General features: G+C 74.0%; 18 protein-coding genes. 6 read left to right on the forward strand and 12 right to left on the reverse strand.

The annotated features are described in order from the left end of the window. Nucleotides 1-33 precede the first annotated feature (33 nt). The gene (locus WHI96_RS01720) at nt 34-3,264 is read right to left on the reverse strand and encodes an arabinosyltransferase domain-containing protein (protein WP_345648225.1); all 3,231 of its coding nucleotides are present in this window, start codon (nt 3,262-3,264) and stop codon (nt 34-36) included. A gap of 330 nt (nt 3,265-3,594) precedes the next feature. On the opposite strand from WHI96_RS01720, the gene WHI96_RS01725 reads away from it, so the two are divergent. The 3 genes from WHI96_RS01725 to WHI96_RS01735 all read left to right on the forward strand — a co-directional run bounded on the left by WHI96_RS01725 (nt 3,595) and on the right by WHI96_RS01735 (nt 7,331). Next, on the forward strand, nt 3,595-5,751 hold the full coding sequence (locus tag WHI96_RS01725; RefSeq protein WP_345648228.1) for an acyltransferase: 2,157 nt from the start codon (nt 3,595-3,597) through the stop codon (nt 5,749-5,751). A gap of 232 nt (nt 5,752-5,983) precedes the next feature. Next, on the forward strand, nt 5,984-6,670 hold the full coding sequence (locus tag WHI96_RS01730) for a hypothetical protein (protein WP_345648231.1): 687 nt from the start codon (nt 5,984-5,986) through the stop codon (nt 6,668-6,670). 10 nt (nt 6,671-6,680) lie between these two features. Beyond that, nucleotides 6,681-7,331: a nitroreductase family protein gene (locus WHI96_RS01735; RefSeq protein ID WP_345648234.1), complete on the forward strand. Its 651-nt coding sequence runs from the start codon at nt 6,681-6,683 to the stop codon at nt 7,329-7,331. A 13-nt stretch (nt 7,332-7,344) separates the two neighbouring features. On the opposite strand, the gene dprE2 is transcribed toward WHI96_RS01735, so the two are convergent. Both dprE2 and dprE1 read right to left on the reverse strand, forming a co-directional pair. Continuing rightward, nucleotides 7,345-8,100 carry a decaprenylphospho-beta-D-erythro-pentofuranosid-2-ulose 2-reductase gene (gene dprE2, locus WHI96_RS01740; protein WP_345648238.1) on the reverse strand — a complete coding sequence of 252 codons (756 nt, stop codon included), beginning with the start codon at nt 8,098-8,100 and terminating at the stop codon, nt 7,345-7,347. Between the two features lie 20 nt (nt 8,101-8,120). Further along, nucleotides 8,121-9,527, reverse strand: a complete 1,407-nt coding sequence (dprE1, locus tag WHI96_RS01745) for a decaprenylphosphoryl-beta-D-ribose oxidase (protein ID WP_345648241.1) — start codon at nt 9,525-9,527, stop codon at nt 8,121-8,123. Between the two features lie 52 nt (nt 9,528-9,579). Between dprE1 and WHI96_RS01750 the strand changes: the two genes are divergently transcribed. Together WHI96_RS01750 and WHI96_RS01755 are read left to right on the forward strand one after the other, a co-directional pair. Then, nucleotides 9,580-11,376: a hypothetical protein gene (locus tag WHI96_RS01750; protein WP_345648244.1), complete on the forward strand. Its 1,797-nt coding sequence runs from the start codon at nt 9,580-9,582 to the stop codon at nt 11,374-11,376. A gap of 17 nt (nt 11,377-11,393) precedes the next feature. Further along, nucleotides 11,394-11,996 carry a DUF1707 domain-containing protein gene (locus WHI96_RS01755; protein WP_345648246.1) on the forward strand — a complete coding sequence of 201 codons (603 nt, stop codon included), beginning with the start codon at nt 11,394-11,396 and terminating at the stop codon, nt 11,994-11,996. Between the two features lie 9 nt (nt 11,997-12,005). Here WHI96_RS01755 and WHI96_RS01760 read toward each other — a convergent pair whose 3' ends face one another. The 4 genes from WHI96_RS01760 to WHI96_RS01775 are packed head-to-tail and all read right to left on the reverse strand — an operon-like array spanning nt 12,006 to nt 14,537. Further along, entirely contained in the window at nt 12,006-12,746 is a 741-nt protein-coding gene (locus tag WHI96_RS01760) for an ABC transporter permease (RefSeq protein ID WP_345648249.1), read from the reverse strand. Next, nucleotides 12,743-13,615: an ABC transporter ATP-binding protein gene (locus tag WHI96_RS01765; protein ID WP_345648252.1), complete on the reverse strand. Its 873-nt coding sequence runs from the start codon at nt 13,613-13,615 to the stop codon at nt 12,743-12,745. Before WHI96_RS01765 ends, WHI96_RS01760 begins: the two co-directional genes overlap by 4 nt. Next, the gene (locus tag WHI96_RS01770) at nt 13,612-13,929 is read right to left on the reverse strand and encodes a transcriptional regulator (protein ID WP_073573850.1); all 318 of its coding nucleotides are present in this window, start codon (nt 13,927-13,929) and stop codon (nt 13,612-13,614) included. Before WHI96_RS01770 ends, WHI96_RS01765 begins: the two co-directional genes overlap by 4 nt. Continuing rightward, nucleotides 13,926-14,537: a hypothetical protein gene (locus WHI96_RS01775; RefSeq protein ID WP_345648255.1), complete on the reverse strand. Its 612-nt coding sequence runs from the start codon at nt 14,535-14,537 to the stop codon at nt 13,926-13,928. Before WHI96_RS01775 ends, WHI96_RS01770 begins: the two co-directional genes overlap by 4 nt. A 161-nt stretch (nt 14,538-14,698) precedes the next feature. Here WHI96_RS01775 and WHI96_RS01780 point away from each other — a divergent pair, with 161 nt between their 5' ends. Further along, nucleotides 14,699-15,154, forward strand: coding sequence for a GtrA family protein (locus tag WHI96_RS01780; RefSeq protein WP_345648257.1), 456 nt, complete (start codon nt 14,699-14,701; stop codon nt 15,152-15,154). A 78-nt stretch (nt 15,155-15,232) separates the two neighbouring features. Here WHI96_RS01780 and WHI96_RS01785 read toward each other — a convergent pair whose 3' ends face one another. From WHI96_RS01785 to WHI96_RS01805, 5 genes are all read right to left on the reverse strand, one after another. Continuing rightward, nucleotides 15,233-16,075 carry a type IV toxin-antitoxin system AbiEi family antitoxin gene (locus WHI96_RS01785; RefSeq protein ID WP_345648260.1) on the reverse strand — a complete coding sequence of 281 codons (843 nt, stop codon included), beginning with the start codon at nt 16,073-16,075 and terminating at the stop codon, nt 15,233-15,235. Between the two features lie 271 nt (nt 16,076-16,346). Continuing rightward, complete coding sequence (gene glfT1, locus WHI96_RS01790; RefSeq protein ID WP_345648263.1) at nt 16,347-17,252, reverse strand: galactofuranosyltransferase GlfT1; 906 nt, start codon at nt 17,250-17,252, stop codon at nt 16,347-16,349. Beyond that, the gene (wzt, locus tag WHI96_RS01795) at nt 17,249-18,001 is read right to left on the reverse strand and encodes a galactan export ABC transporter ATP-binding subunit Wzt/RfbE (RefSeq protein ID WP_062399276.1); all 753 of its coding nucleotides are present in this window, start codon (nt 17,999-18,001) and stop codon (nt 17,249-17,251) included. Before wzt ends, glfT1 begins: the two co-directional genes overlap by 4 nt. A gap of 6 nt (nt 18,002-18,007) precedes the next feature. Continuing rightward, nucleotides 18,008-18,874: a galactan export ABC transporter permease subunit Wzm/RfbD gene (gene wzm / locus WHI96_RS01800; RefSeq protein ID WP_345648267.1), complete on the reverse strand. Its 867-nt coding sequence runs from the start codon at nt 18,872-18,874 to the stop codon at nt 18,008-18,010. 97 nt (nt 18,875-18,971) lie between these two features. Next, nucleotides 18,972-19,517: a bacterial proteasome activator family protein gene (locus WHI96_RS01805; protein WP_345648270.1), complete on the reverse strand. Its 546-nt coding sequence runs from the start codon at nt 19,515-19,517 to the stop codon at nt 18,972-18,974. Nucleotides 19,518-19,531 lie beyond the last annotated feature (14 nt).

The raw sequence follows: 19,531 nt of genomic DNA on the forward strand, positions 1-19,531 counted from the left end.
CACTCGGTCCAGTCCCATCGTCTCGAACCTCGTTCAGGGCAGCGACGCGGGGTCGGCGGGGGCAGCGCCGGCTCCTCCGACCTGCTGCCAGCCCCACAACCTGCGGTTGCCACCCTGAGCCGGCGCGGTCAGCGCGCGCGGATCGTAGGGCTCCACCAGCCGGATCTGCCCCCAATCGACGTCCCAGGCGCCGGGAAGGTACGACGGGACGAACCGTTGGGCTCCGGTGCGGATCAGCCAGCCCTGTGGGCCTCCCGCGTAGCTGCGTCCCCACTCGTCGGCGACGGTGCGCTGCTGCGGGTCCGCAAGCATCCGGAAGACCGGCACGTCTGCGATGCCGCGGTGCACTCCGAAGCGCTTGAGGCAGGGGTGAACGAACGAGGTCGCCCAGTCCAGATAAGCGGTACCGCCGCCGGCGATCTCGGTGAGCGGCGTCAGCCGTGGGACGCGTGGCTGAGCGACGGCGACCCAGGAGTTCGGTCCGAGACCGTGATCCTCGACGACGACCCGCACAGCGTCGGCGGTCGCGGCGGGACGGCCGGGCAGAGTCATCCGGACGTCTCGCCAGCCCTGTCCGGCCGCCGCGCCGCCCTCGAAGTCCGATGTCGTGGTCACCGTCCCCAGCGCGCCGTCGGGCTCGACCTCGTCGACGAGCCGCCCGTCGCGGACGAATTGCAGGGCGAGGGTGTTTCCCCCGCCCACGGTTCCTGCGATGCCGAGAACCAGGGGCACGGACCCGTCCCGGGCGGTCTGTGGCAGGGAGTACCACTCAGACCTGTAGTCACCGATGTTCCGTGGATCGGACGACCAGCTCCCCATCACCGGTCCACCCAACGGTCCGGTGCCAGTGATCCCGGCTCGGGTATCGCCGCTGCCGTCGACGTCGCGCAGCGACCCCGGTCCGGTCGGGGGCAGGCCCTCGGGCGTGAAGCCCTCGGCCAGCGGACCGGGGTCGGTGACGCCGGCCGGTTCCGGCGCGACGGGCAGCACGTTCGCGGCCGGGTCGGTCTCGACCTGGATGCGCCCGGCGAGCCCGCAGCGCGACCCGGTCGGGTCGGTGAGCACGTCGGCGCCCAGGGAGTAGGAGCCCTCCTGCTTCTCCATGCCCTTGGCCAGCGAGGCGACCTGGAACAGGACCATGAACGCGCAGATCACCGCGATCGGCGCCGACCCGAGCCGGACGGCCTGGCCGGTGCCGATCCGGCCGCGCCGGCGGCCGAGGGTCCGCCGGACCGGGCGCGGCACCCCGGAGGTCGAGCGCAGGTGCTCCACCCCGGCGACGACGAGCGACAGGAACGCCAGGACCAGCAGCACCGTCGTCGCCTGGACCCCGCTCACCGACACCGGTTTGTCGAACCACGGCACGCCCCAGTTCGAGACGTACCACCAGGTGTTCGGGCCGCGGAACGCCAGACCGGTCACCGCGAGCACCGCGCCGAGGAACAGCGCCTGGTTGCGCCGCGAGCGCAGCACACCGGTGCTCGTCGCCAGCGCGGCCAGCGCCGCGACGCCCGAGGCGAGCGCGGCGAACGCGCCGAAGTGGTGCGTCCACTTCGTGGGGGTCAGGGCCAGCACCGCGAACGACAGCGCCGTGCTCGTGAGCAGCCGCCGGGAGAACCCGAGCGCGGCGCCCGGGATGCGGCCGCGGCGCAGCAGCACGATCGTCGAGACGATCATGCACAGCCACAGCAGCAGGACCGGGAAGCGGCGCTGCAGCGAGCCGTCGCGGCTGTCGCTGAACAGCAGGTCGTAGCGGGCGAGCTCCTGGTACCAGGGCAGGTTCGGACCGATGTCCTGGCGGACCCGGGTGGCCTCGGCGACGGTGGCGAGGGTCTGGTCGCCGAAGACGGCGGTGAGCACGATCAGCCCGGCCGCGAGCAGCGGTCCGAGGGTGGCCGCCCACCCGGTGGTGCGGATCCGCTCGGTGAACAGCCGCAGCAGCGGCCGGGCCGCGGCCAGGAACGGGGCCAGCGCGATGAGACCGGTCGGCGTCGCCGCGACGGCGAACGCCCCCGCGACGAGTGCCCCCGCGACCGGCAGCAGCCGCCGGGTGGCCAGGGCGCGCTCCAGCATCACGAACGACACCAGCGCCGCGATCACGACGACGGTCTCCGGGCGGAGCCCGTTGTTGAACGGCAGCCAGAAGCACAGGAACACCCCGGCCGCGGCCCAGCTCGCGGAGCGGCTGCGCCGGACGCGGGTGCCGAGGCGCGGCAGCAGCGCCCGGCTGATCAGGAACCAGGACGCGACGCCCATCGCCAACGCCGGGACGCGCAGCCACAGCACCGACTCCGAGACCCCGCTCCACAGCGAGTACAGCTGGTAGAACCAGCCGAACGGCGCCTCGGGGACGTCGAACCAGCGGTGGTAGTTGCCGATGTAGCCGGCGGTGTCGTTGCCCCGGGAGATGTCGAGGATGTAGCCGTCGTCGCTGGTCATCGACCCGATGAGGGCCCACACGACCAGCACGCCGACGACGACGGCGTCGCGCAGGTCGTCCTGCCCGCGCAGCCGGCGCGCCAGCCGGCGGCCGTGCACGACGCGGCGGGCGTCGGCGTCGTCGATCCGGCGCAGGAAGTACAGCGAGCCGAACAGCGCGACGATCGCGACACCGCCCGCGACGAGCTTGAGCGTCGAGGCGTCGGTGTCGTAGCGGTTGTCGGTGTCGAACCGGACGCTCGTGCCGCCCATCGGGTCCCGGGCCGCGTCGAGGTCGGAGTGGATCCCGGTGAGCTGCGGACGGCCGTCGCCGGCGAACTCGTAGAGCGTGGCCCCGCCCAGGGCCGCCGTCGTCGCGTCGAAGTCCGAGGTGAACGTGAGCGCGCAGGGCGCGCCCGGCGGGGGCAGCGGCGCGGTGGCGATCCGCTGACCGCGGTTGTCGAGGGTGACCACCCCGTCGGCGACGGCGACGCGCAGCCCGACCGTGTCGCCGTCCGGGGCGCCGGTGGGCGTCGTGGACAGCACGGTCGCGCGGCCGGACCCGCGGTCGTCGAGGCTGCGGATCGCGTCGCAGCCGATCGTCGCGGTCAGGCTCTCCGGCCGGTACGCGACCAGGGGGGCGTTCAGTGGCGCGGTGCCGGTCGTGGCGTTCGGCCAGCTGACGGTCGCCGTGTTCTGCACGACCGGCAGGAACGGGATCGCCAGCGCCAGCACCGCAGACAGCAGGCCCAGCGCGGCGGCGAGCAGGCGGTCGGTCGGACGCGACCGGCGGTCGGTGGGGCCGGATCCCGGACGGGGATCCGCCTCCGTGTCGGCGGTCAGCACACGACCGAGGCTAGACGCCACCCGGTGATCAACTGTGATCCCCCCGTGACCCCTGACCGTCCACCCGTCCGGCGTAGTCCACCCACCCGGGGTCTCAAGGCCGGTCACTCCGGGTTTCGATCACGGTGCGTGACAGGCTGCGACATTCGGGCACTGTTCGGGTGTCACCGGTGACGGTGGTGATGTCGTCTCGTTGGCCCCGGTGTGAGCATCTGCACCGATTCGCGAGCGACGGCCGACGACCCGGCCGCCGCTGCGTCCGCCGCCGGCGGAACGGCCCCCGAACAGGGAGGGGCGTCCGTCCTGTGGGGAGGAAGCGGCGGCGGTGAGGTGCTCGCGCTGACCGGTCTGCGGATCGTCGCCGCGCTCTGGGTCGTCGCGTTCCACTTCCACTTCACCCCGGTGGCGGGTGTGGAGACGGTGAACGGCTGGCTCGGACCGCTGATCACACAGGGTGCTCTCGGCGTCGACCTGTTCTTCGTCCTGAGCGGCTTCGTCATCGCCTGGACCTACCTCGACCAGCTCGGCCCGCGGCTTCGCCTGCGGGAGGCGGGCGGGTTCGTGTGGGCCCGCGCCGCCCGGATGTGGCCCGCCTACGCGGTGGTGTTCCACCTCTTCGGCGCGTGGCTGGTGGCGCGGCTGGTGTTCGGGTCGACGACCGACGTCGCCTACCAGGGGGTGCAGCCGTCGTTCGGCGTCGGTGCGTGGCTCGAGCAGCTCTTCCTGGTGCAGATGTGGGACGAGCAGTACCTCGACGGCGCGTCCTGGGTCGGCCCGACGTGGTCGATCAGCGCCGAGTGGCTGGCCTACCTGCTGTTCCCGCTGCTGGCGCTCGGGTTCTTCCGGCTGCGGAACCTGCCGTTCGCGGTGCTGGCGGCGGGGTCGCTGCTGTGCACCGCGCCGATGGCGGCCGCGTTCCTCGTCGTCGGGTCGCCGTACTACCCGTACAGCTGGCTGGTCCGGATCCTCGGCGGGTTCTCCGCCGGAGTCCTGGCGATGCTGGCCGTGCGGCGGCTGCGCGCCACCGAGCGGGTCCGCTCCGCGGCCTCGGCGACGGCGACGTTCACCGTCGCCGCGGTGCCGTTCGTCCTGCTGGCGGGGTCCGTCGTCGGCGGCGGGCTGCACGGCCTGGCCGTCGTCGCCTTCCCGGTCCTGGTCGGAGCCCTCGCGCTCGCCGACCGCGGACCGGTGCACCACCTGCTGACCCGCGGACCGATGGTGCACGGAGGGCGGATCTCCTACGCCCTCTACCTGGTCCACATCCCGATGTTCGAGATCTTCTGGTTCCTGAGCGATTCCGGTGTCCTCCCCCGCGGCGGGGAGACGGGGCACCTGATCGCGCTCACCGTCTTCGTGGGGACTCTGCCCGTGGCACACCTGCTGTACTCGCTCGTCGAACGTCCCGCGCGCCGGTGGATGCGGGGCCGGACCCGGCCCGCCACCGAGGCCGTCGAGGCGGTCGTCGCCCCCGACCCGGCCCCGGCCGCCCGCCGCGTCGTCGACAACGACGAGGCGCGCCGTGACCCGGAGACCTCCGTGCTGCCGATGATCACCGACGAGCCGGTGACCTCGGTGCTGCCGGTCGTGCCCGCCGCCCCGGTCACCGCTGCCACCGCCGACCCCGCCGCAGCGGCTCCGGGAGTGCCCGCCCGGCGGGTGGTGCCGCGGGCCGCCCGGCCGGTGGCCGGCGACGAGCCCGGTGACGTGCCGCCGGTGACCGAGGCGCTCCCGGTGACCGAGGCGCTGCCGGTGGTCCGCCGCCGCCCGGCGGGCCCCGCCGTCGCCACGACGTCGGGCTGGACCCCCACCACGTCACCGGAGCAGACCCCGGCCGACGACGCGCGGACCGCCGCCATGCCGGTCGTCCGGCCCGTCGCGGCCCCGTCCGCGCCGGTCGCCGAGCCCGAGCCCTCCGCCCCGGCGTCCGAGCCGGCCCCGGCCGACCCGATCGTCGTCCCGGCGCCGTCGCCGCCCACCCGGGCGCCGCGGCGCACCGAGGCCGACCCCGCCGACGTGCCGGCCGCGGCCGAGGTCGACGTCCCCGCACCGGCCGGTTCGGCGCGCTGGGTCCTGGAGCGCCTGGCGGCGGCCCGCGCGGCCGACTTCGACGCCGCGGGGCACGACGACGTGGCGGCCGACCTGCTCGCCGTCGCCCGGATGCGCAGCGGCGGCGCCGGGACCGGCGGGGACCTGTTCACCCCGGTCGTCGAGGGCACCGGCACCACGTCCGGCGTCGACCGGATGGAGCGGCTGCGGTCGCTGCACATCGCGGCCCGCGGGCTCGCCGACGACCGCGGTGTCGTCCCGGCACCGCGGGCGATCCGCTCCGCGTCGGCGCTACCGGGTACGCGGACCGGTGTCGAGAACTGCGGGCGGGCCGGCCGTCGTCGCGACGACGCCCACGCCAGCGCCGCGACGCCGATCGTCGCCGCCTCGGGTGCGGCCGCGGCCCGTCGCCGCCGGAAGAGGCCGGCGCACGGGGCCTGAGACGCCGCTGGGGAGCGGGGAACACCGGGCGTGCCCCGGACCACCGTCGTGGTCCGGGGCACGCCCGTGCACCCCTCCGCCCGGGTCCCCCGGCTACGGCGGAACGGGCACGGGGCCCGGCGACCGCGGCGCGATGCCGGTGCCCGGGCACGGCGGTGCGTCGCGTCGGTGACAATGGACGGGCCAGCCCGTCGCGACCAGGACGGGCCCCGCCCACCGACGCGATGGACCGATGATCCCCACGACCCCGCCCCTCGCCGACCTGCCCGAGCCCGCCGGTGCCGCACCGCCCGAGCGGGCCGCGCTGCACTGGTACCTGCGCCTGGCCCGCCACCACCTGGGCCGTGGCCCCTACCTCGACGTCGCGGGCGCCGGTGGGGCCCTGCTCGCCGGGCTGGCCCGGCTCGGCCCGGTCTCGGGGCTGGCCGGCTCGGAGGCCGAGGCCGGGGTGATGCGCGCGGGTGCGCCGGGCTGCCCCGTGCACCTGAGCCTCGACGCCCTGCCGGGGCCGGTCGCGTCGCTGACCGCGGTGGAGGTGCTCGACCGGCTCCCGGACCCCGCACTCGCCGGTGACCTCGGCCCGGGCGGCTGGTTCCGGGCGCTCGAACCGGGCGGGCACGCACTCGTCGTCGCCGCCGACGCCGAGGGCCGCGGCCGTGAGCTGGCCGGTGCCCGCTGGGTGCCGCCCCGCGTCCCGCGCGGGCACCTGCGGATCCGCGAGATCCTCGTCGACGCCGGGTTCGAGATCGTCCGGGAGGGCTCCGACGGGCTGACCCGCGGCCCCTACGGCGGCGTCCCCACCTGGGCGGACCCGCGCCTGGCCGCGACCCGTGCGCAGCGGTCCGCGGGGCGCCTCACGTGCGAGGCGGGCGCGGGGGAGCGCGCGGTGATCATCGCGAGGAGGCCGGCGGCGCCGTAGCGTGCAGGGCATGAGCGATGTGCTGCCCCTGGGCCCCGACGAGCTGCTCACCACCACCCGGTCGGTCCGCAAGCGCCTGGACCTGGAGCGTCCGGTCCCGCTGGAGGTGGTCCGGGAGAGCCTCGAGGTCGCGCTGCAGGCCCCGAGCGGCTCCAACCAGCAGGGCTGGCACTGGCTGGTGCTCACCGACGCCGAGAAGCGCAGGGCCGTCGGCGAGTACTACCGGAAGGCGTTCACCGCCTACCGGAACTCCTCGCAGTACCCGACGACCCGCTCCCACGGCGACGCCGACCGCGACGCCACCCAGCTCCGCGTCGCGGACAGCGCGCAGTACCTCGCGGACCGGATGGGGGAGGTCCCCGTGCTGGTCATCGGCGCGCTGAACGCGAAGGCCGAGCTGCCGGCGTCGAACCAGGCCGGGACGTGGGGGTCGCTGCTGCCTGCCGCGTGGAGCCTGCAGCTCGCGCTGCGCGCCCGCGGCCTGGGCAGCGCCTGGACGACGCTGCACCTGCAGTACGAGAAGGAGATCGCCGAGCTGCTGGGCATCCCGGAGGACGTGCGCCAGGGCGTCCTGCTGCCGGTCGCGTACTACACCGGCGACACGTTCAAGCCCGCGAAGCGCCAGCCGCTCGACACCGTCCTGCACGTCGACGGCTGGTAGGCCGCCCCACCGATCAGATCGGGAGCTTGCGGAAGATCGGCCGGGGCACGTGGCGCAGGGCGCTCATCACGAAGCGCATCGGCGCCGGTGCCCAGACCAGCTCCTTGCCCGTCCGCACCGCGTCGACGATGACGTCGGCGACGGCCTGCGGGGTCGTCGCGAGCGGTGCGGCGTCGAGGCCCTCGGTCATCCTCGAGTGCACGAAGCCGGGCCGGACGATCGTCACGGTCACGCCGAACTCGCGCAGCGCCTCGGTCAGCCCGGTGTAGAACGCGTCCATCCCGGCCTTGGTGGAGCCGTAGACGAAGTTCGAGCGGCGGGCCCGCTCCCCGGCGACCGAGGAGATCGCGACGATCGAGCCGTGGCCCTGCTCGCGGAACCGCTCGGCCAGCGCGACCCCGGTGGAGACGGTCGCGGTGTAGTTGACCTGGGCGAGCTCGACGGCGTGGTCGACGTCGGTCCAGGCCTTCTCGTTGTCGCCGAGCAGCCCGAACGCGACGACGGCGACGTCGACGTCCCCGCCCGCGAAGGCCTTCTTCACGACCTCGGGGTGGGTCTCGATGCGCTTGGCGTCGAACTCGATGGTCTCCACGCCGCACCCGAGCGCCTCGAGCTCGGCGCGGGCGGCGTCGAGCCGGGGGCCGGGGCGGGCGGCGAGCACGACCCGCAACGGGCGGTCCGCGGCGAACGCGCGCACGGTGGCCAGGCCGATCTCGGAGGTGCCGCCGAGGAGCAGGATGCTCTGCGGGTTGCCGACTGCGTCGATCATGATGGTGCTGGCTCCGGACGTCAGAGGGTCAGTGCGAGGCGGCGGGACATGTCGGAGGCGAAGACGCCGGCCGGGTCGACGCCGTCGCGGATCGCCTTCCACTCGGCGAACCGCGGGTAGCCGGCGGCGAAGGCCTCCGGCGACGTGCGCGACTCCTTCGCCAGGTACAGCCGCCCGCCGGCGGCCAGCACCATCTCGTCGAGCTCCGTGCAGAACCGGGACAGCCCGTTCGCGATCGGGAAGTCGACGGTGATCGTCCAGCCCTTCGTCGGGAACGACAGCGGTGCGTCGTTGCCCGCGCCGAAGCGCTTGAACACGTTCAGCCCGGACTTGTGCGGCGACGCCGCGATCTTCTCCAGGATGCGGCGCAGCTCGGTCTCCGCCCCCATCGGGACGACGAACTGGTACTGCAGGAAGCCCTTCGAGCCGTAGACCCGGTTCCAGTCCCCGAACACGTCGAGCACCTGGTAGAAGGCCGTGATGTTCTGCACCGAGCCGCGCTGGCGCTTCGGTGCCTTGCGGAACCACAGCTCGGAGAACGCGGTCAGCGACAGCCTGTTGGCCAGCCCGTTCGGGAAGACGTCCGGGAAGGTCAGCAGCTGCGGCGCGTCGAACTTCAGCGGCTCGGACCGCAGCTTCGCGGGGAGCTGGTCGACGGTCGCGAGCGAGCCGCGGGTCAGCACCGACCGGCCCATCCGGGCACCGGTCGCGGTGGTGTCGAACCAGGCGGCCGAGTAGCCGTAGGTGTCGTCGGAGCCGTCGGTGAGCAGCTCCAGCAGGCCGTCGAGGTCGTCGGTGCGGTCGGTGTCGACCACGAAGTACGCCGACTCGGTCCGGTGCAGCCGCACCTTCGCCCGCACGATGACGCCGGTCAGGCCCATCCCGCCGACGGTCGCCCAGAACAGCTCCGAGTCCGGCCCGGACGGGGTCAGCTCGCGGACCGAGCCGTCCGCGGTCACCAGCTGCAGCCACTCGACGTGGTTGCCGAAGCTGCCCTTGGTGTGGTGGTTCTTGCCGTGCACGTCGGCGCCGATCGCCCCGCCGATCGTGACCTGGCGGGTGCCCGGCAGCACCGGGACCCACAGCCCGAGCGGCAGCGCGGCGCGCATGAGCTGGTCCAGGCTGACGCCCGCGTCCACGTCCGCGACGCCGGTGTCCGGGTCGATGGCGTGGATCCGGCTCAGGCCCGGCATGTCGAGGACGACACCGCCCGCGTTCTGCGCCGGGTCGCCGTAGGAGCGGCCGAGCCCGCGGGCGATCACACCGCGCTCGCCCGCCGTGCGGACGGCCTCGGCCACGTCCTCGGCGTCGCGCGGGGTGACGAGCTGGGCGATCGTCGGTGCGGTCCGTCCCCAGCCGTGCAGGGAGGCGGTCCGTCGCGCGGGGGCGTCGGTCCTGGTGCTGCTGGGAACGGTCGTGTCCGTCATCGTCGCCAGGGTAGCGAGGGGTACCGGCGACGGCGGGTGCGACCCTGGGCGGGTGCTCGACGAGCGGCAGGTCCGCCTCCCGCTGCCACCGGCGCGGCGCCGGGGCGCGACCGCGGGGCTGTACGTGCTGCTCGGGGTCGGGTACCTGCTGGTCTCGCTGTGGCTGCAGCGCAGGGTGCTCGCCAACCCGGGCGGCCTGCTGATCGGGCACGTCACCGCCGACGCCGACATGTTCGCCTGGTGGATCCACTGGTTCCCGTTCGCCGTGACGCACGGACAGAACCCGCTGGTCACCGACTGGATGCACTGGCCGTACGGGCTGAACGCGCTGTGGAACACCGCGGTGCCGCTGCTGGCGCTGGCGCTGACCCCGGTGACCCTGGTCGCGGGCTCGGTGACCGCGTTCAACGTCGGCCTGGTCCTCGGTCCGGTCGTCTCCGGGCTGGTGCTGGTCGCCGCGCTCGGCCCGTACGTGGGCCGGACCGGCCGCGGCTGGACCGCCCGCGGGATCGCCGGTGCGCTGTACGCCTTCTCCCCGTTCCACCTCGCGCACGCGATCGCCGGGCACCTCAACCTCACGTGGTCGGTGCTGCCGCCGCTGCTCCTGCTGCTCGCCCACCACCTGTTCGCGCGCGGGCCGCTGCGCCGGCCGTGGCGGGTCGGTGCGCCGGCCGGGCTCGCCCTGGTCGGGCAGCTCGTCCTCTACACCCAGACCCTCGCCATCGGCGTGATCTTCCTGGTCGTCACCGCGGTGGTGCTCGCACTGCGGTTCCCGCGCCGGGTCCGCGCGCAGCTGCCGGGGCTGGTCCGGGCCGGGTCGGCCTGCGTCGGGGTGTTCGTGGTGCTCGGCGCGTACCCGCTGTATCTGGTGCTGGCCGGGCCGAACCGCCCGCGCGGCGCGATCCGCAACGTGCACGCCACCGGCGCCGACCTGGCGAACCTGCTCGTCCCGACCCGGCTCACCGCCGTCCGGACGACGCCCGACGGCGTCGACACCGAGCTCGGCGGCCACATCGGCGAGCAGGGCGGCTACGTCGGTCTCGCCGTGCTGGCCCTGGTCGTCGTCGCGGTGCTGGTCGTCCGGTCGACGACGCTGCGGGTCGTCGCCGCGGTGGGGTTCCTGTCCTGGGTCGCCTCGCTCGGCACGAGCGTGGTGCTGCTGGGCGACTACACGGAGATCCCGCTGCCCTGGCTCGGATTCGCCGAGGTGCCGCTGCTGTCGGAGGTCGAGCCGGTCCGCATCCAGGTGGTGACGGCGCTGTGCGTCGCCGTCGTCGTCGCGCTGTGGGTGGACCGGATGCCGCTCGACACCCCGGCGACGGCGGTCGGTGCCGTCGCCCTGACCGCGCTGGCGGTGGTGTCCTGGCTGCCCGCCGACGCCCAGGAGGTCCTGCCCGCGCCGGTGCCCGCCTTCTTCGCGGCCGGGGCGGCGCCGCTGGGCCCGGCCGACGTCGTCGAGATCTACCCGCGGATCACCGCGGCCTGGGACGACGGCGCGCAGGGCCTGCGCTGGCAGGCCGCCTCCGGCCCCGCGTTCCGCATCCGCGGCGGCTACTTCATCGCCTCCGACCCGCAGGACGACGTCGCGATCCAGTCCCGCTGGAACCGCTACCAGATCGGGGCGCAGTGGGTCGCCGACGGCAAGAACGACCCCGGCGACGACTACACCGCCGCCGCCCACCGCGAGCTGCGCGAGCTGGGGATCACCGCGGTCGCGTTCGTCCCCGGGTACGCCGGCGGCGACGAGGCCCGTGCGCTGGCCTGGACCCGGCGGGTCACCGGCGACCCCGGCCGGTTCGACGGCGGGGTGTGGCTGTTCCGGCTGCCGGACGCCGCACCCGTCGGATAGGTGTTTACCCTGGTGGGGTGACCGGTGCGCGGCTACCCGGAGAGGGTCGGGAGATCAGGATCTCCGACGCCGACCGCGAGCGCGCCGCGACGCGGCTCAACCGCGCGATGGCCGAGGGCCGGATCTCGGTCGACGAGCTGCAGGAGCGGCTGTCGGTCGTCTACGGCGCCCGGTTCGGGGCCGACCTGCTCCCGGTGCTGGCCGACCTGCCCGGCGACCCGCTGGACCTGTCCGCCGACGTCCTCGCCACCCCGGTCGGCCCGCCGACGGTGCTGCGCGGCGGGGTCGGCGGGGTCAAGCGGCGCGGTGACTGGGCGGTCCCGGCCCGGCTGCGGGTGCAGACCTCGCTCGGCGCGGTCCTGCTGGACTTCTGCGACGCGCAGCTGCCCATGCCCGTCGTCGAGGTGGAGCTGGAACTCGGCGCCGGGTCGGCCCGGCTGCTGGTCCCGGAGAACGCCACCGCCGACGTCGACGGCCTCGTCTCCCAGTACGGCTCGGTCCGCTCGAAGATGCCCAGCCGCGCCGTCCACGGCCGCCCGCACTTCCGCGTCTACGGCCGGACGGCCGCCGGCTCGGTCACGGTGCGGCCCCGCTACACCTTCGCCGGCCGCCACTTCTGAGCGCCGGGCTCATCGGAAGCGGCGTCCCTCGTCGCGGCGGTACGCCCAGCCCACCAGCAGCGCCAGCCCGACCGTCCACGCCGCGAACGCGCCCAGCGCCAGACCGCTCGGGACCGGCCCGCCGAGCGACCAGAGCAGCAGGTCACGGGCCCCGCGGGTGGGCAGCACCTCGGTCGCGCGGGCCAGCCAGCCGGGGAACAGCTCCGGTGGCAGCAGCAGCCCGCCACCGAAGGCCATCGGGAAGAAGACCAGCTGGGTCACGGGCAGCGCGGCCTTGGTCGGCAGCGAGTAGCCGATCGCGAGCCCGCCGAACAGGAACGGCAGCCCGGCCACCAGCAGCGCCAGGACCGCGCCCGGCAGCCGGGCGGGCTCGACGTAGGCGGGTGTGAGCAGGGCGCCGAGCACGACCACCGGCAGCATCCCGAGCAGCGCGAACAGCACCCCGACCGCGAGCCGGCCGACCACCCGCGCCGACGCGGGCGCGGGCAGCGTGCGCAGGTAGGGGTCCCACGGCTTCTCGCGGTCGTCGGCGACGCCCACGCCGAAGGTGAACAGGAACCCGCTGAGCACGCCGAACAGCGCGAGCTGGGCGACCGAGCGGGTCACCGCGACCGGGTCGTCGCCCCAGTCGAACGGCAGCACGAAGAAGCACAGGGTCAGGGCCGGGAACAGCGCGGTGGACAGCACCGCGACCGGGATCCGCAGCTGCTCCAGGATCAGGTAGCGGGCGTGCGCTGCGGCGATGCTCACGACGGGCCTCCGGTCAGGGTCAGGAACGCGTCCTCCAGCGACGCCCGGGACACCGACAGGCCGGTGAAGGGCACGTCGTGCCGGACGAGGGTGCGGACCAGCTCGTCGGCGTCGGCGGTGTGCAGGGTGACGTGGTCGCCGTCGCGCTCGGTCCGCTCGACGCCGGGCAGGTCGGGGAGGGTCGCCGCACGGAAGGAGACCCGCCCGACCCGGACGGCCCCGCGGACGGCGTCGACGTCGCCGTCGGCGCGGATCCGCCCGCCCGCCAGGACGACGACGCGCTCGGCCAGCGACTCGATCTCGTCCAGGTAGTGGGTGGTCAGCAGGACCGTCCCGCCGCCGGCGTGGAACGCGCGCACGGTGTCCCACAGGGCGCGGCGGCCCTCGACGTCCAGGCCGGTCGTCGGCTCGTCGAGCAGCACCAGCCGGGGGCGGCCGATGAACGCGAGCGCGAGCGCGAGGCGGCGCTTCTGGCCGCCGGACAGCCCGCCCGCCTGGCGTCGTTCCAGCCCGTCGAGGCCGAAGCGCTCCAGCAGCTCACCGGCCCCGACCGGGTCGGGGAAGTGGGCGCCGACGAACCGGACGATCTCCCCGACGCGCAGTGTGTCCGGCAGCCCGGTCTGCTGCGGGGTGGTGCCCAGCGCGACCCGGTTCGCCGCGTCGCGCGGGTCCCCGCCGAACAGCCGCACCGTGCCGGTGTCCGGTCGGCGCAGCCCGGACACGAGGTTGACCAGCGTCGACTTGCCCGCGCCGTTCGGGCCGAGCAGGCCGGTCAGGCTGCCGGGCTCCAGGACGAGGTCGACGTCGTCGAGGGCGACGGTGTCGCCGTAGCGGCGGGTCACCCCGCACAGCTCCACCGGTGCGGTCACGACGGCACCTCCGACGGGTCGGCGGCCGGGTCGAGCAGCGCCCGCAGCGCGGCCGTGTAGTCCTCGAAGGCCCGCCTTCCCGTTCTCGTCAGCTCGACGAAGGTCACCGGGGTGCGCCGCTGGTGGGTCTTGGTGATCGCGACGTAGCCCGCGTCCTCCAGCTTGCGCAGGTGGGTGGACAGGTTGCCCGCGGTCATGCCGAGCAGCTCCTGCAGGCGCGGGAAGGTCATGCGGTCGCCGTCGTCGAGGGCGGCGAGGGTGGCGGTGACCCGCAGCCGGGCCTGGGCGTGGATGACGGGGTCGAGCTCGGTCACCGGACCGCCCGCGCCCGCGTCCACAGCCCGGTGGCGACCAGCGCGCCCCCGCCGACGACGGCCAGCGCCAGCGCGTGCCACGGCGCCGGGACGAACGGCAGCGCCGCGCCGAGCACCAGCAGGCCGAGCCCGAGCGCGTAGTCGGGGATGTCGCGCCGGACCGCGGCCCCGACCGCGAACAGGCCGCCGGTGACGAACACGAACAGCGCGGGCATCGCGAACCCGACCGGCGCACCGAGCCGGCCCAGGCCGACCGCCAGCGCGACGACGCCGATCATCGCCACCGGCCACACCCAGCCGTAGAGGGCGCCGTGGAGCTGGCTCGGCCCGGTGACGCCGCGTCCCATCCGGGAGCCGACCAGACCGCTGCCGATCGACCCCCCGGCGATCGCCAGCCCCGTGAGGACGCCCGCGGTGGCCGCGGTGACCGCGCCGGTCCCGTTCGCGAACCAGGCGAGCCCGATGACCGCCCAGGCCGCGCCCCAGATCAGATAGAAGATCCAGTACGGCGGGACCTGCCGGGCCTGCTCGCGTTCGATGATCGCGAGCGCGTCGGCCGGTGAGCGCGGCGGCTGGTCGTCGACGCCGGTGTCCGTCCGGTCCTGCATGCTTCCCCCACTTGCCAACTGGTTTGATGTGTCATCAACTTTGTACGGCAAAGTGCACTGCGTTGTCCACGGTCGCGCGCGGATCGGCAGGCCGGAGGGGCACGACCTGCGCTCCGGTGGGTCGACGCGGTCGTTGCGGCGCGCGCCGCTACCCTCGATGGGTGACCGCCACCGAGCCCACCCGGGCCGAGCCCCCGGCCACCGGTCCGGCCGACGCCCCGGCCCCGCGCCTCGGCCTCGTCCGCCAGCTGGGCAGCTTCGTCGCGATCGGCGTGCTCTCCGCGATCGTCGACTTCGGCGTCTACCACCTGCTCCTGAACGCGGGCCTGTGGGTGCCGTTCGCGAAGGGCATCAGCTTCGTCCTCGGTACGACGACGGCGTACCTGCTCAACAAGCGCTTCACCTTCACCGGCGCGAACACCGGCGGCCGCGCGAGGTTCGCCGGCTTCGTGGCCCTCTACGGGACCACGTTGGCCGTCAACGTCGTGGTGAACTCGCTGGTCCTCCACGTCCTGCCGCCGATGGAGTGGGACACGACGCTGGCCTGGGTGGTCGCGCAGGGCACCGCCACCGCGATCAACTTCGTCATGCTGCGCTGGGTCATCTTCAAGAACTGACCCCCGCATCCACACCCGTTGTGGGGCGTCCACACCCGTCGCAACGGGTGTGCGGGCCGGACAGGGGGTGTGGATCCGTCAGGTCCGGAGCGCCTGGCGGAGGGTGGTGATCATGCCGTGCGGGCCGGGGTCTGTGATCTCCTGCCAGGTCCAGCGGACGACGGAGAGTCCGGTGCGCCGGATGCGGTCCTCCCGGCGCTTCTCCTCCCAGAGCGCCTCGGTGGCATCTGCACCGGGCCGCAGGGTGCGCCCGTACTTCGTCCGCCCGTCGAACTCCCCCACGAGCCCGAGGTCCGGCCAGGCGAAGTCGGCCCGGAAGCGGGTCCCCGGCACCGGCCACTGCGTCACCGGAGCCGGCACCCCGGCGACGTGCATCCGGAAACGGCTGCGCGACTCCCCGGGGCTCTCGCTCGCCGGATCGGCGAGGGCGAGTGTCCGTCGTGCCGCTCCCACCCCCTTCGTCCCGGTGGCCCGGGTCAGCGCCGCCGCGATCTCCCCGGGCGTCGTCGCGTCCGGGCGGGGCCGCCCGGTGCGCGCGGCGACGGCCCCGGCCTGCAGCGCCCCGTCCGCGACGACCAGCGCCTGCTCGGTGGGCACCGACCTGGCCAGGTCGACGAGCGTGCGGGCGGGACCGGTGACGCGCAGCCCGCCGCCGTCGACGATCTCGTCGGAGAGGAGCGTGCCGCTCCGCACGACCAGGTCACCGCGGGTCCGGGCACCGGTGGGCCGGGACCGGACGACGTGCAGCCGATCGAGCGGGACGGCCCAGACCGGCAGGCCGAGCAGCACTGCCGCGGTGACGTGGCCGAACACCGCCTCCGACGACAGCCCCGGCGCGGCCGCGCGGGCCCGCAGGGTGTGGTCGAGGACCGCCGACGCCGGACCGTCTCCGCCGTCGAGGCGGTAGACCCCGCGCCGCACACCGGTCAGGACCCCTGTGCGCCGCAGCCGGTCGATCTCGTCGTCGGAGAACCGTGGTCACGTAGCACGCTCCGCCGTACGAGCCCGTCGGGACCGGCCCGGATCACCTCGTGCGTCACACCGACAACCCTGGCCGACGGCAGCTGCCCACGGCCCCCGGGTCGCCGGCCTGTGGACAACTCCACCGGGTGTGGACACCGCATCCACACCCGTTCACAGGCGTCCACACCTGTTGCAACGGGTGTGGACGCCGGTCAGGGGGTGTGGATGCTCAGGGGGCGCGGTGGAACTGTTCCCGGCGGCCTTGTCTCAGGAGGGTGAGCCAGTCGCGGAAGGCGCGGGGGTCGCGTTTCGTGACCAGGAAGTACCAGGCGAACCTCGGCAGCTCCGTGAGGCCGATCCTCCGCATCCCGGGCTGGGACATCAGGTAGCCGCGGTTGCGGTAGGTGTAGTAGCGCTTGACCTCGTCGCCCGGGTCCTGGGCGTGCAGCCGCCCGCCCAGCATCGGCTTGAACTCGTCGGAGCCGTAGGGGTGCAGGTAGGTGGCCTGCAGCGCGGTGCCGAAGGGCAGCCCGGACCGGACCATCCGGCGGTGCATCTCCACCTCGTCGCCGCGGACGAACAGGCGCAGGTCCGGCACCCCGATGACCTCCAGGGTGGAGGCCCGGAACAGGGCGCCGTTGAAGAAGGAGGCGATCCCGGGGAGCAGGTCGTCGGACCCCAGCGCCGAACGGGACCGGTGCCAGGTGAGGCCGCGGCGCAGTGGGAAGGCGAGGCGGCCCGGGTCGGTCTTGTCGGCCACCACGGGTGACACCGCGGCGAGCCCGTGCCGCTCGGCGACGTCGAGCAGCGTGGCGAGGGTGGACTCGTCGGCGGCGTGGCCGTCGTCGTCGGCCAGGAAGATCCACTCTGCGCCCATGGCCAGTGCGTGCAGCATCCCGAGGGCGAACCCGCCCGCGCCGCCGAGGTTGGACCACGAGGGCAGCCACGTCGTCGGCAGCGGGCAGGCCTCGACGGCGTCGCGGGCGGGCAGGTCCGGCCCGTTGTCGACGACGATCAGGTGCGCCAGCGGGTGGGTCTGCTTCGCCATCGCGGCGAGCGAGTCGACGAGCAGCTCGGCCCGGTGCCGCGTGACGATGACGCCGACGACCGAGCCGGGCGGGAGCGGTCCGGTCACGACGGGGTCCGCCCCTTGTAGTGGTCGAGGACCTCGTGCAGCGGGCCGTACTCCTTGATCGTCCCGTGCTCCATCCACAGCGCGGTGTCGCACAGGTCGGCGAGGAACTCGTCGGAGTGCGAGGCGAAGACCAGGATCCCGGAGCGGTCGACGAGCTCGTGGAGCCGGTCGCGGGCCTTGTTCAGGAACTCCGCGTCGACGGCGCCGATGCCCTCGTCGAGCAGCAGGATCTCGGGGTCGATCGAGGTGACGACGCCGAGCGCGAGCCGTACCCGCATACCCGTCGAGTACGCCCGCAGCGGCATCTCCAGGTAGTCGCCCAGCTCGGTGAAGGCGGCGATGTCGTCGATCCGCGCCTCCATCTGCTTGCGCGTCATGCCCAGGAACAGGCCGCGGATCAGGATGTTCTCGTAGCCGGAGATCTCCGGGTCCATCCCGACGGCGAGGTCGAACACGGGCGCGACCTTGCCGCGGACCAGCGAGCGGCCGCGGGTGGGCTCGTAGATGCCGGCCATCAGCCGCAGCAGCGTGGACTTGCCGGCGCCGTTGTGCCCGACGAGCGCGACGCGGGCGCCCTTGTCCAGACTGACGGTGATGTCGCGCAGCGCCTCGATGATCGGCACCTTGGCGTCGGTGCCGATCCGGCCGCCCGCCTTGCCGAGGACGGCCTTCTTCAGCGACCGCGTCTTGGCGTCGAAGATCGGGAAGTCGACGGCGGCGCGGTCGATCCGGATGCGAGGTTCAGTCACAGAGGTTCACACCCAGTACGCGACGCGGGAGCGGTAGTTGCGCAGGCAGATCAGGGCCGCGGCCCAGCCGACGATCGTGATCACGCCCGTGACCAGCCAGTACCGGCCGACGATCTCCTGGCCGAGCAGCGGCTGGCGCACGATCTCGACGAAGTGGAAGACCGGGTTCAGCTCGACCAGCTGGGCGCGCTCGCGCGCGGCCGGGTTGTCGCTCAGGATGTCGACCGACCAGACGATCGGGGTCAGGTAGAAGACCAGCTGCGTGACGCTGGCGATGATCGGGGGGATGTCCCGGAACCGGGTCGCGAGGATCCCGGCGAAGATCGCGACCCAGGCGCCGTTGATCGCCAGCAGCACGAACGCCGGGATCGCCAGCAGCGTCGACAGCCCCAGCGGGTGCGGGAACACGATCATCAGCACGACCCAGACGACCAGGTTGTGCAGGAAGAACAGCGTCTGCCGCCACACGAGCCGGTAGATGTGCAGGCTCAGCGGGGCGGGCAGGAACTTGATCAGGCCCTCGTTGGCGATGAAGACCTCGCTGCCCTCGAGGATGCAGCCGGACACGAAGTTCCAGATCAGCAGCCCGACGGCGACGTGCGGCAGGAACGTCGCCAGCGAGATCTGGAACAGCGCCGAGTAGAGGATCCCCAGGCCGAGGGCGATGACGCCCATGCTGATCGAGATCCACAGCGGTCCCAGGACGGAGCGGCGGTAGCGCTGCTTGATGTCCTGCCAGCCGAGGTAGCCCCACAGCGGCCGTTGCCGCCAGCCCTGGGCGAGGTCCGCGAAGGCCCGCCGCCAGCTGCGCGGGCTCGACACCTCGGACGGGTCGACGATGTCACCCGTCTCGTCGGTCACGGTCACGGCCACCCGACGAGGGTACTCACGGCCCCCGGCGCGGCCCGGCAGGGGAGCCCCCTGCCGGGCGCGTGGGAAACCGCAGGTCGGCGACGCGCGGCGCCGGACCTCAGAGGTACTGCCCGGTGCCCCGGCCCAGGCCCTCCGGCACGCCCTGCTCGGGAGCGCCGCCCACGCCGGGCGGCAGCCCGCGGCGCATCTGCTCCAGCTGGGCGCGGGCGGCCATCTGCTGGGCGAACAGCGCGGTCTGGATGCCGTGGAACAGGCCCTCCAGCCAGCCGACCAGCTGGGCCTGGGCGATCCGCAGCTCACCCTCCGACGGGATCTTGTCCGCGGTGAACGGCAGACTGAGCCGCTGCAGCTCCTCGCGCAGCTCCGGCGCGAGGCCCTCCTCGAGCTCCTTGACGGAGTTCTCGTGGATCTCCTTGAGCCGCTCGCGGGACGCCTCGTCCAGCGGCGCGGCCTTCACCTCCTCGAGCAGCTGCTTGATCATGGTGCCGATCCGCATGACCTTCGCGGGCTGCTCCACCATCGACGCGGGGCTCTGCGCGTCGTCGTCCTGCGGGACCGATGCCGTGCCCACCGGACGCCCGTCGGCGCCGACCACCACGACCCGGTCCCCGGGGGTCTCCTGCTCGTCGCTCATGTCCGCCATTCTGGACCCGCCCG

It is taken from the genome of Pseudonocardia tropica (assembly GCF_040105315.1).
In the GTDB taxonomy this organism is placed as follows: Bacteria; Actinomycetota; Actinomycetes; order Mycobacteriales; family Pseudonocardiaceae; genus Pseudonocardia; species Pseudonocardia alni.